16 protein-coding genes are annotated in these 14,071 nt (G+C 38.7%); 5 read left to right on the forward strand and 11 right to left on the reverse strand.

The genetic code is table 11. From position 1 onward, the window contains the following. Positions 1-15 precede the first annotated feature (15 nt). Positions 16-1,530 carry a multicopper oxidase family protein gene (locus tag ACHA8N_RS00165; RefSeq protein WP_393964354.1) on the reverse strand — a complete coding sequence of 505 codons (1,515 nt, stop codon included), beginning with the start codon at positions 1,528-1,530 and terminating at the stop codon, positions 16-18. A 183-nt stretch (positions 1,531-1,713) separates the two neighbouring features. Here ACHA8N_RS00165 and ACHA8N_RS00170 point away from each other — a divergent pair, with 183 nt between their 5' ends. Beyond that, a complete protein-coding gene (locus ACHA8N_RS00170; RefSeq protein WP_393964355.1) occupies positions 1,714-2,286 on the forward strand; it encodes a YdhK family protein in 573 nt (190 codons plus the stop codon). A gap of 61 nt (positions 2,287-2,347) precedes the next feature. Here ACHA8N_RS00170 and ACHA8N_RS00175 read toward each other — a convergent pair whose 3' ends face one another. The 4 genes from ACHA8N_RS00175 to ACHA8N_RS00190 are packed head-to-tail and all read right to left on the reverse strand — an operon-like array spanning position 2,348 to position 5,930. Next, positions 2,348-3,019, reverse strand: coding sequence for a response regulator transcription factor (locus ACHA8N_RS00175; protein ID WP_393964356.1), 672 nt, complete (start codon positions 3,017-3,019; stop codon positions 2,348-2,350). After that, a complete protein-coding gene (locus ACHA8N_RS00180; protein ID WP_393964357.1) occupies positions 3,016-4,332 on the reverse strand; it encodes a sensor histidine kinase in 1,317 nt (438 codons plus the stop codon). The genes ACHA8N_RS00175 and ACHA8N_RS00180 overlap by 4 nt, the downstream gene beginning before the upstream one ends. Positions 4,333-4,387: 55 nt before the next feature. Further along, on the reverse strand, positions 4,388-5,194 hold the full coding sequence (locus ACHA8N_RS00185; protein WP_393964358.1) for a hypothetical protein: 807 nt from the start codon (positions 5,192-5,194) through the stop codon (positions 4,388-4,390). Positions 5,195-5,231: 37 nt separating this feature from the next. Continuing rightward, a complete protein-coding gene (locus tag ACHA8N_RS00190) occupies positions 5,232-5,930 on the reverse strand; it encodes a cytochrome c biogenesis CcdA family protein (RefSeq protein WP_393964359.1) in 699 nt (232 codons plus the stop codon). Between the two features lie 233 nt (positions 5,931-6,163). Here ACHA8N_RS00190 and ACHA8N_RS00195 point away from each other — a divergent pair, with 233 nt between their 5' ends. Then, positions 6,164-6,883 (forward strand): peptidoglycan DD-metalloendopeptidase family protein, encoded by a 720-nt coding sequence (locus tag ACHA8N_RS00195; protein WP_393964360.1) that lies wholly within the window; start codon positions 6,164-6,166, stop codon positions 6,881-6,883. A 47-nt stretch (positions 6,884-6,930) separates the two neighbouring features. Here the strand turns inward: ACHA8N_RS00195 and ACHA8N_RS00200 are convergent, their stop codons facing one another. Then, complete coding sequence (locus ACHA8N_RS00200; protein WP_393964361.1) at positions 6,931-8,307, reverse strand: copper amine oxidase; 1,377 nt, start codon at positions 8,305-8,307, stop codon at positions 6,931-6,933. Between the two features lie 514 nt (positions 8,308-8,821). Between ACHA8N_RS00200 and ACHA8N_RS00205 the strand changes: the two genes are divergently transcribed. Both ACHA8N_RS00205 and ACHA8N_RS00210 read left to right on the forward strand, forming a co-directional pair. Further along, positions 8,822-9,448 (forward strand): recombinase family protein, encoded by a 627-nt coding sequence (locus ACHA8N_RS00205; RefSeq protein ID WP_393964362.1) that lies wholly within the window; start codon positions 8,822-8,824, stop codon positions 9,446-9,448. A gap of 238 nt (positions 9,449-9,686) precedes the next feature. Continuing rightward, positions 9,687-10,193, forward strand: a complete 507-nt coding sequence (locus ACHA8N_RS00210) for a recombinase family protein (RefSeq protein ID WP_393964363.1) — start codon at positions 9,687-9,689, stop codon at positions 10,191-10,193. 54 nt (positions 10,194-10,247) lie between these two features. On the opposite strand, the gene merA is transcribed toward ACHA8N_RS00210, so the two are convergent. The 5 genes from merA to merR1 are packed head-to-tail and all read right to left on the reverse strand — an operon-like array spanning position 10,248 to position 13,240. Continuing rightward, positions 10,248-11,888 (reverse strand): mercury(II) reductase, encoded by a 1,641-nt coding sequence (merA, locus tag ACHA8N_RS00215; RefSeq protein ID WP_393964364.1) that lies wholly within the window; start codon positions 11,886-11,888, stop codon positions 10,248-10,250. A gap of 15 nt (positions 11,889-11,903) precedes the next feature. Then, on the reverse strand, positions 11,904-12,242 hold the full coding sequence (merP, locus tag ACHA8N_RS00220; protein WP_393964365.1) for a mercury resistance system substrate-binding protein MerP: 339 nt from the start codon (positions 12,240-12,242) through the stop codon (positions 11,904-11,906). Between the two features lie 23 nt (positions 12,243-12,265). Continuing rightward, positions 12,266-12,562: a mercuric transport protein MerT gene (merT, locus tag ACHA8N_RS00225; protein ID WP_169189107.1), complete on the reverse strand. Its 297-nt coding sequence runs from the start codon at positions 12,560-12,562 to the stop codon at positions 12,266-12,268. Continuing rightward, positions 12,559-12,828, reverse strand: a complete 270-nt coding sequence (locus tag ACHA8N_RS00230) for a hypothetical protein (RefSeq protein WP_393964366.1) — start codon at positions 12,826-12,828, stop codon at positions 12,559-12,561. Before ACHA8N_RS00230 ends, merT begins: the two co-directional genes overlap by 4 nt. Before the next feature lie 13 nt (positions 12,829-12,841). Continuing rightward, a complete protein-coding gene (gene merR1 / locus ACHA8N_RS00235) occupies positions 12,842-13,240 on the reverse strand; it encodes a mercury resistance transcriptional regulator MerR1 (RefSeq protein ID WP_393964367.1) in 399 nt (132 codons plus the stop codon). A 256-nt stretch (positions 13,241-13,496) separates the two neighbouring features. Between merR1 and ACHA8N_RS00240 the strand changes: the two genes are divergently transcribed. Continuing rightward, positions 13,497-14,048 (forward strand): recombinase family protein, encoded by a 552-nt coding sequence (locus ACHA8N_RS00240; RefSeq protein WP_393964368.1) that lies wholly within the window; start codon positions 13,497-13,499, stop codon positions 14,046-14,048. The last annotated feature ends 23 nt before the right edge of the window (positions 14,049-14,071 follow it).

Consider the following 14,071-nt stretch of genomic DNA (forward strand, 5'->3'; position numbering starts at 1 on the left):
ACAGCTACCTATTTTTTAATCTACTTTCAACTGCCCCATCATTCCGTTCTCTTCATGTTCAAGGATATGGCAATGGTACATAAATACCCCTTTTTCCTTGAAAGTCATCTGAATCTTAACTCGTTCTCCAGGTTTTATGGCGATAGTGTCTTTTAGGCCTGTTTCTTGCTCATTCATTTTCTGTCCGTTTCGCTCTAATACCTTAAATTGGACTCCATGAATGTGGAAAGGATGAGTCATTCCGCCCATCATGTCTTTTTTATTATAGATTTCCCAGACTTCCGTCTCTCCTTTTTTTGCTTTAATATCGATTCTTGTCTCATCAAACTTCTTTCCATTGATTTCAACATTTTTGCCCATTCCGAAGAGAGTTAACTTCTGATTCACTTTAGATGAGGTCTTGAGCAGCTTTTCATTTACACTTTTCGGTGCCAATGCACTTAGGCTCGTTCCTTGTTTCTCCTTCAGCTTGAAGTTAACGACTTTCACTCCATTTGTCTCCAATGCAACCGTCTCACCAATTTTTCTTTTTGAAAAATCTACCAATACCTCTATACGTTCGCCTGGACTTAAATCAATTTTCTTTACGTTTTTCGTTTTTGAGATGTAACCACCATCATCAGCAATTTTTTTGAAGGATGAACCATCAGACAACTTTACTGTATAGTTACGTGCATTAGATCCATTTATCAATCTAACTCTAAGTTGCGAATACTTTACGTTAAAATATGGATTAATCGTCCCGTTTACGAGAAGGGTATCACCTAAAGCCCCGTCTGCTTTTTCTACATCAGCATAGTCAAGAATATTTTTATTTTTAACTTTTCGATCTTGAAGAATTAACGGAATATCATTTTCACCATATTTTTGAGGGAATATTGACTCACTATTTTTTTCATCTTTTACGTACAATAATCCTGCTAACCCCTTGTATACTTGCTCAGCAGTCTTACCCATTGGATGTGGATGAAACCACAATGTCGATTCATTTTGCTTCACTTTAAACTTTACTACCTTCGTCTCACCAGCTTTCACGACCTGATGTGGTCCGCCATCTACGGATGATGGTACAACAAGACCGTGCCAGTGGAATGTAGTCGCTTCTGATAAGCGATTCACCGTACGGATTGTTACCGTCTTTCCTTTTTTCAACTCCACTACAGGACCTAAATAATTTCCGTTATACCCTAGAGTTTTAGTCTTTTCACCATCCCGAAAGAACTGTGTTTCCCCTTTTTTAGCGACAATCGTGTATTGAATGGAATTCTTGGTTTCACGATCGGCTTTTAGCATCTTAGGGATGTTTAATCGTCGCTCTTTTTCTTCAGTCGATTTTAAATCGACACTCGCACCATGTCCCATACCTTCCATAATAGTCTGATTTGTACTAGTGTTTCCTCCATTCATCATAGATCCCATGTGCTGTTTGTTATTTGACATAGTACCTCGGGTAAGAAGTAAATACGAACCGCCCACTATAATCACGAGAGTAAAGATACCGATAGTTGCGATTAACCATGTTTTCTTCACATTGATCATTCCTTTCAACTAATTATTATTTTTAACTTAAAGAATGATTGTGAAAGAAATATGTCTTTCCACCAATGAATTTTATATTTTTTCCAATGTGCTACTTTTCTACGCTCTGCAAACTTTCTGCAAATTTATGTGATAGAGTCTATGGAAAGTATAAAAAAACAGGAGGTAATTTTTATGAAATTAAAGAAAAAGATTTTTATGACAACTATGGCTGCTTCGCTTTCTTTAGCACTTGCTGCGTGCGGAAGCAATAGTGATGATTCTAAATCAACGGGGAGTATGGATAAAAATATGGATGGTATGGATCATTCGACGATGGACATGTCTGGATCAAAAGAGGTCCCAAAAGGGCTACAAGAGGCTAAAAACCCGAAATTTAAGGTTGGCGACATGGCGATGATCAAAGAAGCACACATGGAAGGTATGAAAGGGGCCGAAGCAAAAGTTGTAGGCGCTTATGATACTACTGCTTATAGCATTTCTTATGACCCTACAAATGGTGGGAAACGTGTCACAGATCATAAATGGATTATTCAAGAAGAGATTGCAGATGCCAAGTCATCTCCTTATGAAGTAGGCGATGAAGTAAAAGTAGACGCGGATCATATGAAAGGAATGAAAGATGCTACGGCCACCATCGATTCAGCTAAGCAAACAACAGTGTATATGATTGATTTCGAATCGACTACAGGTGAAAAAGTGACAAATCATAAGTGGGTGACTGAAGACGAACTGTCTGCAGAATGAACGATAGACAAGAGAGGAACGGTTTTTTAACCGTTCCTCTCTTGTCTTCTTTTTCACTTATTCAAGGAACCCACTTATAACCAATTCCCCATACTGTCCGAAAGTGGTCTTCAATAGGAAACTCGAGTTTCCTAAGCTTTTCTCTTAAGTTTCTTACATGAGAATCGACCGTTCGTTCATCCGTCCACTCATTTGCTAACCATAAACTTGAGAGTAGTTCCTCTCTTGAATAGACACGTTCTGGATTTTTTAATAATTTAGCAAGTAATGAAAATTCCTTTGGCGTGACTTTGACTAAATGATTTTCGTAATACAGTTCATGGGCTTCTTCATTTAAGATTAGACCCGACGATTCGATTTTTGACCCTGAGGAAACTGTAGTTCGTCTAAAAATCGATTGAATCCTTGCCTTCAATTCCGCCTCGTCGAACGGTTTCACAATGTAATCATCTGCTCCCAGTTGCAATCCTTTTACGATTTCTTCTTTTCCGTCGAGTGCTGTCAATAAAATGATTGGTACATTCGAAACTTCCCTTATCCTTTGACAGGTCTCAAAACCATCCATTAAAGGCATCATCACATCTAATATGACTAAGTCTGGCTCCTCTACATCAATCATGTTCAATATTTGTCTTCCACTGTTCAGCTTAATACAGGTATAACTGTCTTGCAGATAAAGTTCAATCAGTTCTAACATTCGATTCTCATCATCTACCAAAGCAATGGTTCTCATCCTGGAATCCCCCTCAAGTCAATGACAACCTTCAGCCCGTTTTCTACATTACTAGCTACAATGGTCCCTTTGTGCGCTTCAACAATTTCTTTCGTGATGGCTAAACCGAGTCCAGTACCTCCTGTTTCACGATTTCGTGAAGAATCTACTCGATAAAAACGATCAAAAAGATACGGGAGTGATTTTTCATCCACGCCGCCACCTTCATCTATAACTTCAATAACGTTTTCATCTAGTTTTAAAAATACGCGTTTGTTCGTATCTGTATATTTCAGCGCATTGTCGAGTAAATTCAAGAGAACCTGATCGAATCTAGCTTGATCTATCTCTTTATAGATCGGGGTTTTATTAATTTGAAGAATCAATTTCACTTGTTTCTCCTCAAATTTAAAAATTATTCTTTCACTAATCTGTTTTAAGAAATCATTCATTTCTGTGATCTGAGGATCTATCTGAAAATGTGGTTCTTCCAATCTAGCAAGTTCAAACAAGTCTTCAATCAATTCTTGAAGTCTTTCGGACTCCTCGTAGATAATGTCGCCAAATCTCGATTCGTCTTTTTTGAGAAGTCCTGCATATCCTTTGATATAGGTAATCGGCGTACGCAATTCATGTGTGATCGAAGTCAGAAATTGCTTTCTTGTATTTTGAATATGACGTAAATCAACAGATAACTTAGTGATTGCTCGTGCTAAATCTCCTACTTCATCGCTTCTCTCAGCTTCTCTGATTTTCAGTACCTCGCCTTGACTTAACTTTACCGTCGCCTCTTTCATTGATAGAAGAGGTTTTATAATGATATAACTCAAAAAATAAACACTCACTAATAGAAAAAGGACTAACAAGAATAGAGAGAACACTACTTGTTGTTTCAATTCCCCCATCAAATGCTGTATATACTTTGTTGGCTCCAACATGATTATTTGACCGCCATCTTCAATAGGACTCACTGTCACTAAAAATTTACCCTGTCTCCAATTTCCTTCTACGATTCCTTCCTTTTTTTGAATCCAATCCGGATTCAAAAATCGTTCGGCGTCGTTAGAGGAATCGACGACTTGATTATTTTTGTCTAAAATAATCACATCAGTCATCGCCTTCTCCTCCATTAAAACAACATGTCCAACTGTTTGCTTATCAAAGTTTGTGGAAAGAACATCACGATGACTGTTGCCTCTGTCTTGAAGGCTCTCCAGTTCACTTTCTACTTGTTGATGTTCGAGAATATTGTATACGATAGCAGATGAGAGGATGAAAATCATAAGAATCCCGAAAAAATAAAATAGTGTTATTTTAAAAGAAAGTTTATTCATAAAGTACCTTTCTCATTTAAGATGATTAAATTCAGAAGTAAAACGAAATAGATGTTTAGAAAAGAAAGTATTCTTCATTTAAGCGATACACAAAAGGGCTTTTATCATTTGATTCTTTCAAAAGGACAATTCCTTGAATATTGCTCCACAAATAGTTAGCGAAATCATAATCACTTAAAATAGCCTCGCGAGTAGAATGCGTCATAAAGCATTCTATTCTTGTAATCGTATACATATCCTCCGAATCACGTTGATAATCTAAAGAAAAAGAACCCTTTATGTTAAGCCTTTGAGCAATTATTGCTACGCACTGCTTCAAAACCGAGTTAGAAAACACCTCGTAAGAAAGTACAGTATCTTGGTATCGTTGATACTCTTCTCTCATAAAACAGCAAATCACTTCATCAGATCGATAATCGACATATGCATCAATTTTCCCCAGCTTTACACATTCATACTCCTTCTTTATTTGGTCAAAAGAAAAGGTGAAGGTATTACCTTGAACCGAAAATGAATCATGAAGTATTGCTTTATCCAAGTCAAAGGATGTTATAGATGTTACGTTATTTTCTCTCATTTTTAACTTGTTTTTTGATAGCGTAGATGCTTCTTGTTCGCTCAAAGGAATAATCCAACCGATTTTTTGAGAAGTACAATATGCAATCAGATTACTAATATACCCTTCTTCTGATTCTTTATTGGAAAATGAATCAAAATATTTAAAATCTGGAAGTAGCTTTCGAACCCATCCTTCTTTTGAAGAAATATGAATATCTATACCTGCGGGTTTAAGTTGTTTTATGTTCTCCATTACCTTCCAGTTTTCCTCTACACCCGTTATCAGGACGTTTTTACCAAACATTTATGATTCATCTCCTCTCGAGATAAAAAATAGAGCGTCAGAACCCTCTAAATCCTGTAAAATCGATCAATATTGTCGTTAGTTTCGTTAGACCATCGAAATACAATATGATACCTAATACAATCATAAACCCTCCACCTATTTTCGTAACCTTTGAAGAATATTTCATTAAGTATCTTGACTTCCCCACCAAAAATGACATTAAGAAAAATGGAATGGAGAAACCTAGAACATAAAAGAGCATATATAAAAATCCATTACTAGGATTCGTGGCAATCAAAGCAATAACTCCAGCGAGAATTGGTCCTGTACAAGGAGTCCATCCAGCAGCTGATCCGACTCCGACCAAAAACGTTCCGATGTAGCCACGCTTTCTTTTTCCTAAGTTCAATCTTCGTTCTTTCAGTAAAAATGTTGGGGTCCATAGACCCGTCAGAATAACACCAAATATGAATAAAATAAGTGCACCGCTCATCCGTAGAACATCTTTATACACTATAAAAAAATCAGCCAAGTAGGACGTTGAAAAACCCATCACTAAAAATACGCTCGAAAATCCAAGTAGGAAAACTAATGTATGGGGAACTCCATTCCAGTTCCACTTTTCATTTTCTTTCAACTCTCTAACTGAAACCCCTGTAATGTAAGATAAAAAAACGGGATACAAAGCCAGACAACATGGCGAAATGAAAGATAAAAAACCTGCTCCAAAAGCTAACAAAAAAGATAACTCCATCGAATTCCTCCTGCACTCTGATAATAGATTTATTTTTTAGAAGATATATATATAAAGAAATGTGTTTAATTTTTATCATAAAATCCGTTTGTGAAAAATCTATGTATTTTTTGATTAAATCTCGTGCAAATTTTTGAAATGAATTTGATATACTTTTTTGTAATATAGTGATGCTATACTCCTTTTAACAAATTGTCTGTCACTGTATCTTTACCTTTAAAGGAGTACAACTAATGAAAAACAAGATAATACTTATCGTTTCTAGTGTCTTACTCACAACAACTTTTTCAATGCATAGTCCAAAAGTAGAAGCAAGTAGTGCATATAAAGTAAAAGTGAAGACAGACGATCTTCGTGTTCGGACTGGTCCTTCTCTCAATTACAAAATAGTAGGCGTCGCTAACACTGGCCAGACCTTTTCTTATTTAGGAAAAAAAGGAGCTTGGACCAAAGTACTTTACAAAGGAAACACACGGTATATTTATAGTTCTTATTTGAAGAAGTATAAGAGCCATGTTGCCAAAAAAGCGTCTTATAATGACTCTCTTTTTGCTTCTCCTACTAAAGGAAGATTGACCCAAGGATACGGAAAATCTAATGGCGCTTACGGCTATACATTCCATAATGGCGTTGATTTAGCTGCAGCAAAAGGCACACCCGTATATGCTTCTGCTAGTGGAAAAGTCACTACATCTAAAAACAGTGGTGCATATGGTAAACACGTTATGATTTCACATAGTCTAAAGAATCAAAAATACGTAACCGTTTATGCTCATATGAATAGTCTTTCCGTAAAAAGTGGTCAGACAGTCTCTAAAGGTATGAAGATTGGAACAGTTGGGAATACAGGAAACTCGTTCGGAAATCACTTACACTTCGAGATTCATAAAAACAGTTATAAATACAGCAGTTATTCTGCAGCTAATAGTGTCAACCCAATGAACTATTTGTAACCAAAAGAAAAGATGATGTCCGAGGACATCATCTTTTCTTTTTAAGTTCATTGCTGAGGACGACGACGGAGTGCGAAGAATCCGAGGATCGAAGCGGCTGCGATTCCAAGTAATGACCACAGGATGCCGTTTGATGTCGATGATTGTGATTCAGCCGTTCCACCAAGACCGGTGTTCGGCATACCAGCCGGTGCGCCTTTGAATTTATCCGGGAACTGATCGACGATTGCGGTCGCTGTTCCTTCACCGACACCGTACATATGACCGTAGGCTTCACGGATCGCCGGGTACGTTTTGTCGTAGTCTTTTTCATTGTAGCTGTTGAAGGCCAGTAACAATTGATCAACGTGAACTTTCAGTCCTTCTTCCAAATCTTTTGATTTCAGACGCCCTTCTGTAGCAGCATCAAGGAAGGCGGCTTGTTCAACCCGGTACTCATCCAGTTCTTTTACTGCCATGTCACGCGCTTGATCGTCTTTCGCCCCTGTCGCTTTCACATAGTCAACGAAGTAGCCGATATGACTCGACCAGATTTTCTTGAATTGTTGCGCGGCTTCACTGCCGTAGACCGAGCCGATGGAAGCTGATAGATCTTCTGTATTTTCATTTAATGCACCTGCTGCCGCATCAAAGTCCTTCGCACCGTCGATTCCTTTTTGCATCGCGAGGACGGCCAGTGCCGCATGTTCCGAGAAGTTCCGGTTGAGTCCGGCACGAAGATCAGCGGCCGGTGTATCAACTTTCGTATTTTTGAATTTATCCGGATACTGCGTGACGATCGCGCCGGATAAACCTTCTCCGACCATGTACATATGCTCGATTGCTTTTCGCATATTGCTGTAGGCGGCGTCATAATCACCGGCGACGTAACTATCGAACGATGTCAACAATTGCGTAATATGGACTTTTAATCCGGCTTCCAAATCGGCTGCTTTCAAGCGTCCTTCTGTTGCTTTATCGAGGAAAGCAGCCTGTTCGACGCGGTACTCATCCAGTTCTTTTAATGCTTTTTGTTTAGCATCCTCATCTTTGGCACCCGTTGCTTTGACGTAATCCACGAAGTAGCCGATATGACTCGACCAAATCTTTTTGAACGCTTCGCCGGCTTCATCCCCGTAGACGGATCCGACTGCTGCTGATAAATCATCCGTATTTTGATTTAACGCAGCGGCTGCCTGATCGAAATCTTTTTTACCGTCAATGCCTTTTTGCATGGCGACGACTGCTAAATAGGCATGTTCAGATAATAGTTGATCAAGTGTCGCTCGCAAATCCGATGCGGGAGACGAGACATCTAGAGATACTTTGCCCGAGCTGTGGGACATCTTGCTATGATCTTCATGACCATGGGCACTGACGCCTGCTGCTGGAATCAATAATGCGGCACTAAGTGGGACGGCGAGATACGACTTTTTCATCTTCATTTTATGAACACCCCTTTGTTTTTTTGAACTACACACAGATAACGTAAGCAGTTCACAAATAGTTTTGCTTTTTTGATTTTTTTGTACTAATTTCAATAAAAGATAGTCTTAATTTTTATAATAAAATTTATTGAGCTATAAAATTGAAAATAAAAATAATTTTATTAAACGTATCATCTTGCTTTTTGACTTTTGGTGAAAAATTCGATTCTGCCCTCCACGCATGACCGACTGCAAAACCCACATTACCATTAAAGCCTATTATGAGAATGCTCATCGTTCATTTTCTCCCTTACATGATTTCTATAGCAAATGTTTTTATCCCCGTATGTATGACCTTAACTTACGTTCGTAAAAGTACACTTTTACGAACGTATGAAAATCATCACCTTCCATATCAAAATAACGTCCTAAAAAGTATTAAATCACTTTACGAACGTCCACTTTTTTACACACACTTTTACGAACTGATTTCGGGTATAATGAGTGAAGAAAATCATTTTCGAGGTGAATTATGGAAAATCGTAAATTTGGATACATACGGGTCAGCAGTAAAGATCAAAATGAAGGTCGACAACTAGAGGCCATGAAAAACGTCGGCATCAACGAGCGCGACATTTATCTCGATAAACAAAGTGGAAAGAATTTCGAGCGCGCAAATTATCAGTTACTCAAACGGATCATCCGAAAGGGTGATGTGTTATGCATTCATTCACTCGATCGATTCGGTCGCAATAAAGAAGAGATCCTACAAGAATGGAACGATCTAACCAAAAATATCGAAGCTGACATCATTGTATTAGATATGCCATTACTCGATACTACCCAATACAAAGACAGCATGGGGACATTCATTGCAGATCTAGTATTGCAGATCCTTTCTTGGATGGCTGAGGAAGAAAGGCAACGAATTCGGAAAAGGCAACGGGAAGGCATCGACTTAGCCCTACAAAATGGTGTTCAATTCGGGAGACCCAAGGTTTTAATCTCAGACGAATTCAGGGAAGTCTATCAAAGATGGAAGCGTAAAGAAATAACGGCAGTCAAAGCGATGCACGAAGCCGGAGTCAAAAAAACAAGCTTCTATAAATTAGTAACCGCTCTTGAAAAAGAAGAAAAAGATGCTGTACACATTGAGTGATGATTTCTTGAAGATCCTCTTGGACTGAGACCAGGAGGATTTTTTTGAATTTCACACACGCATTGATCTTATATTAAACGACCGTTAAACAGACATATTCACATTATTACATTTAGTAAAATAAAAAGGGCTTTAAACAGCTTTTTTTATTTTACTCATATTGTTCATTAACTCATCTTTTCATCAATGTCTGTTTTTTGATGGTATAATTGAGTAAAAATACACACGGAGGATTTTTATGAGTAAAATTGGTTACGCTCGCGTTTCAACGTCGGATCAAAATCTAGATCTGCAATTAGATGAACTAGAAAAAGCCGGTTGTACGAAAATTTTTCAAGAAAAAGCATCTAGTGTGAAAAAACGACCAGAGCTCGAAAAATACCTCGACTACTTGCGCGAAGGTGATACTCTAGTTGTTTGGAAGCTTGATCGATTAGGTCGGACTACGAAAAAACTGCTTGAACTAATTGACGATTTAAGGGATCGCGGAATTAATCTTCAAATACTCACGTTAGGTGTAGATACTTCCACTGCAGCTGGACGGCTATTCTTCACTATGATGGCTGGATTAGCTGAAATGGAACGAGAGTTGATTCGAGAGCGCACAAAAGCAGGATTGCAAGCAGCTAGAAGTCGTGGGCGTCTAGGCGGACGCAATCCTGTTAATCAAGATATATTAGATCGTGCTTTTAGGGGTACAACCAACATTTCGGAAATTTTGTACGCTAAGCAAATTTCGACATGAAAAAAGCCGATTTTTCCTACGTTAAGGAATCATCAGCTTGATATTAAAAGATGGTTATCCTGCACAACAAGATAGTTTGGATACATCTTTGTCAAACGTTAGAGCAGCCAGCTTCAGTCCTTCTGCCATTGTCAAATATGGTGCAAGGGTTTCGCGAAGATCCTCTACGGTTAAACCGAATTTGACAGCTAATGTCGCTGCATAAATCACGTCTCCTGCGTTTTCTGCCACCACATGAGCCCCTAATATTTTCAACGTTTTCGCGTCCGCAACCAGTTTAAACACGCCTGTTGTTTCCCTATTAACCAGTGCTCTTGGAACGGCATCTAACGGCAAGACGGATGTTTTCACTTCATATCCTTTCTCTTTTGCCTGTTGCTCCGTTAAACCAACTGTTGCAATTGCTGGAGCTGTAAATGTAACCCCCGGAACCACTTCTAAATTCAGCTTTTTGTTCAGTCCACCGATAGCATTTCCTGCCGCAACTCCACCTTGATAAGCTGCTACATATACAAATTGAGGACCAAGCGTGACATCTCCTGCTGCATAGATGCGTGAATTCGTTGTTTTTGAATACTCATCGATTACGATTTCACCACGGGGGCCTACTTCAACGCCTGCATCCTGTAAATTCAAGGTTGCCGTGTTTGGTGTTCTTCCTGTGGCAACCAGTAATTGATCTGCCTCAATCATTCGCTTCTTGCCATTTACCTCAACATGGACCTTTTTAATGTCTCCATCTTGTTCGATTCGTTCAAAAGATGCTCCCGTCACTAAGTTGACCCCTTGTTCTGTCAAGGCTTGCGTGATTGCTTCTGAAACCTCAGGATCGTATTCCTTTAATAAACGCGGGCTTCTTTGCATCAATGTGACTTCTGAACCTAGATTATGGAAGAGTTGTCCCAATTCCATCCCGATATAGCCAGAACCGATGACCGTAAGACGCTTAGGCACCTTCTTTAATTCAAGTAGAGTTGTGCTTGTTAAATAATCGACTTCATCCATTCCAGGAATGTTTGGCACTGCTGGTGAAGCACCTGTCGCGATTAAGAATCGTTTGGCTGACAACTGCATGCCATTGACTTCAACGGTTTTTTCATCTACGAATTTCGCTTCACCTTTGATTAATTCAAAGCCGTAGTCATCAATCAAATCCACATATTTTGAGTTTCGAAGATCCGTCACCAGTTCATTTTTCTGCTTGATCAATGGTGCCAAATCAACGTCGCCAGCTGACGTGTGCAATCCGATGAATGGATTATTTTTTGCCAGATGATTGATTTCGCCAGCCCGAAGCAAAGTCTTTGAAGGAACACAGCCGATGTTCACGCATGTTCCACCAACCGTACCACGTTCAATGATTGCCACTTTTGCTCCGTATTTCACGGCTTCGATGGCAGATGAAAAGGCAGCCCCACCAGAACCGATGATGATGTAGTCATAATCACCTTCATCACCTAACTGCATCATTTCTTGCGATTGTACTTCTTCTGCTTTGCCTGGTTGATATTTCGCTTCAGCAATCGCTTTTTTCGCTGTTTCAACCTCTAAGCCATTTGGTAGCTCAAATACAGCTTCGCCACGACGAAAATCTACTTCAATCCCTCCTGCACCCATGTTTTCAAGAGCAACAGCTACATGCTCTTCACAACCCGTACAAGTCATCCCTTGAACGTTCACTCGATATTTTTTCATGTTAACTCCCTCCTTTTATTCGACTCCAAGCCCGAAATCCGAAACTGCCGTCTTAATTGCCTGTAAATCCGTTTTCTTATCATCAAAGGAAACCGTTACTTCGCCCTTGCTTCCACTGACTTTAATGGCTGTTTTGCTAACGCCATCTACCTGTTCCAGGACGCTTTCTACAACAGACGGCGGACAACAATCCATCCCCAAAACCGTGAATGTCCCCGTTTTAGATGTTTCAATGGTAGCTTTTGCTTCCTGCTTAGCATCCATAGTATTTTGTGCTTTTTTTTCGTTACTACACGCACTAACCACCAGCAGAAGGGATAATGCCATCATAATCCTGATTATCTGTACTCTCATTTATAGCACCCCAATCTTTATAGTCAACTTTCAACTAGAAATAAAAAAAGAAACATGCCGAAAACGAAAAACGTCGTAATCCATAAGCCAATGACAGAACTTTTACTTTTGCCCTTTCTCCCATAAACCATGTAAAACGAGTAAGCAAGAAGGATAATGGTAACGATGCTGAACAATAACCGATACTTTAGTGAATAGAAGGCTAATGCTCCTGCAAATCCAGTTAGTCCAAGAGGAATGAAAATCAGTGGACCTAGGCAGCATGCAGCCATAACAAAAGCTGAAAATACAGTAGCTACTTGCGACACTTTTTCCTTCATGATTTAAACCTCTCCATACTGCAACAATCATGCGTTTTTGTTTCCTTTTTTATTTCCTTTTTTGTTTCTGGGTCAAGTTTTCTCCAGCCCTTGAAAAGAGCAAAGACAAATAACAGACCCATCACGATGAAAATAACATCTTTAAAGTCCGTGAAGTATGAACCCAGTGCCGTTCCTGCAACCAACGGAAGCAGTAAAAACAGATGACACGGGCATGTGATTAGTGCGACAAGAAACCAGCCTGAACTTTTTATTGTGTTTTTCATCCTGTTTCACCTCTTATTTCTTCATCAATGTTTCAATAATGGGGCATTCGTAAATATCTTTGTTTTCAGGACATCTTTCTTTAAGATCCATCAGCATTTGTTCAATTCTTTTGAGATCTTGAATTTTATGCTGGATGTCTTCTATCTTAAGAACGGTGAAATCATACATATCACGGCACTTTGCTTCATCGCGATCGACGACCCCTAGCAATTTGTCAATTTCATTTAAGCTAAATCCTAATTCCTGCATCCGTTTTATGAAATTCAACCGATCGACCGTTTGTTGTGAATACATTCGGTATCCTTTTTCGGTACGATCAGGCTCTGGAATTAAGCCTAAACGCTCATAATATCTAATGGTCTCTTTGTTAACGTTACACTTCTCAGCGATATCCCCGACTCGAAAATGCAATTTACTTCACCTCACATATAATATAAACCCTGTACCATAGTACAGGGTCAATATATTTTTTACTACCTTCAATTAAATGATTCCAATACCGAAATCGACCGTTTATGGTACTGATAAATATTTTAAAAAAAACAACCTATTTCTATTAATCTATAGAACCAAAACTCATTCCCAAAATCAAAGTAACATTTTTAATATCTAATGCCGTTTTTGGTGCTAATATAAGGTTATAAATTACTTTTGCAGGTGATGAATGATGATATTTGGTTATACACGTGTAAGTACGGAGGAGCAAAACTTGGATATGCAAGTTGATGCCCTTACAAAATTTGGAGTGGAAAAAATTTATAAAGAGAAATTGACCGAAACTAGAAAAGATAGACCCCAACTAGAAGAACTCCTTAAAGTCTTACGCAGTGGTGACAAAATTGTTGTATATAAACTGGATCGTATTTCACGTTCTACAAAAAATCTAATTGAACTTAGTGAATCATTCAATGATATGGGCGTAGATTTTGTCTCTATTAATGACAGTATTGATACTTCAACTGCAATGGGGAAGTTTTTCTTTCGTACAATGGCAAATATTGCAGAGTTAGAACGAGATATTATTAGCGAAAGGACAAAGTCAGGGCTTCAAGCAGCAAGATCCAGAGGAAGGAAAGGTGGCAGACCATCGAAGAAAAAGGACAAAGTTGAAATGGCAATTAAAATGTATAAGAGCAAGGATTATACAATCAACCAAATTACAGAAGCAACAGGAATTAGCAAAACCTCACTGTATAGATACTTAGACAAAGTAAATTAGGCTCATACCAAAATTATTAATAA

It is taken from the genome of Exiguobacterium sp. S22-S28, assembly GCF_043359615.1.
In the GTDB taxonomy this organism is placed as follows: Bacteria; Bacillota; Bacilli; order Exiguobacteriales; family Exiguobacteriaceae; genus Exiguobacterium_A.

What these genes read in the sequence shown, in the direction of transcription:
- ACHA8N_RS00170 (WP_393964355.1), top strand. Translation starts at nt 1,714, where the DNA reads ATGAAATTAAAGAAAAAGATTTTTATGACAACTATGGCTGCTTCGCTT.
- ACHA8N_RS00175 (WP_393964356.1), bottom strand. Translation starts at nt 3,019, where the DNA reads ATGAGAACCATTGCTTTGGTAGATGATGAGAATCGAATGTTAGAACTG.
- ACHA8N_RS00180 (WP_393964357.1), bottom strand. Translation starts at nt 4,332, where the DNA reads ATGAATAAACTTTCTTTTAAAATAACACTATTTTATTTTTTCGGGATT.
- ACHA8N_RS00185 (WP_393964358.1), bottom strand. Translation starts at nt 5,194, where the DNA reads ATGTTTGGTAAAAACGTCCTGATAACGGGTGTAGAGGAAAACTGGAAG.
- ACHA8N_RS00190 (WP_393964359.1), bottom strand. Translation starts at nt 5,930, where the DNA reads ATGGAGTTATCTTTTTTGTTAGCTTTTGGAGCAGGTTTTTTATCTTTC.
- ACHA8N_RS00195 (WP_393964360.1), top strand. Translation starts at nt 6,164, where the DNA reads ATGAAAAACAAGATAATACTTATCGTTTCTAGTGTCTTACTCACAACA.
- ACHA8N_RS00200 (WP_393964361.1), bottom strand. Translation starts at nt 8,307, where the DNA reads ATGAAGATGAAAAAGTCGTATCTCGCCGTCCCACTTAGTGCCGCATTA.
- ACHA8N_RS00205 (WP_393964362.1), top strand. Translation starts at nt 8,822, where the DNA reads ATGGAAAATCGTAAATTTGGATACATACGGGTCAGCAGTAAAGATCAA.
- ACHA8N_RS00210 (WP_393964363.1), top strand. Translation starts at nt 9,687, where the DNA reads ATGAGTAAAATTGGTTACGCTCGCGTTTCAACGTCGGATCAAAATCTA.
- merA (WP_393964364.1), bottom strand. Translation starts at nt 11,888, where the DNA reads ATGAAAAAATATCGAGTGAACGTTCAAGGGATGACTTGTACGGGTTGT.
- merP (WP_393964365.1), bottom strand. Translation starts at nt 12,242, where the DNA reads ATGAGAGTACAGATAATCAGGATTATGATGGCATTATCCCTTCTGCTG.
- merT (WP_169189107.1), bottom strand. Translation starts at nt 12,562, where the DNA reads ATGAAGGAAAAAGTGTCGCAAGTAGCTACTGTATTTTCAGCTTTTGTT.
- ACHA8N_RS00230 (WP_393964366.1), bottom strand. Translation starts at nt 12,828, where the DNA reads ATGAAAAACACAATAAAAAGTTCAGGCTGGTTTCTTGTCGCACTAATC.
- ACHA8N_RS00240 (WP_393964368.1), top strand. Translation starts at nt 13,497, where the DNA reads ATGATATTTGGTTATACACGTGTAAGTACGGAGGAGCAAAACTTGGAT.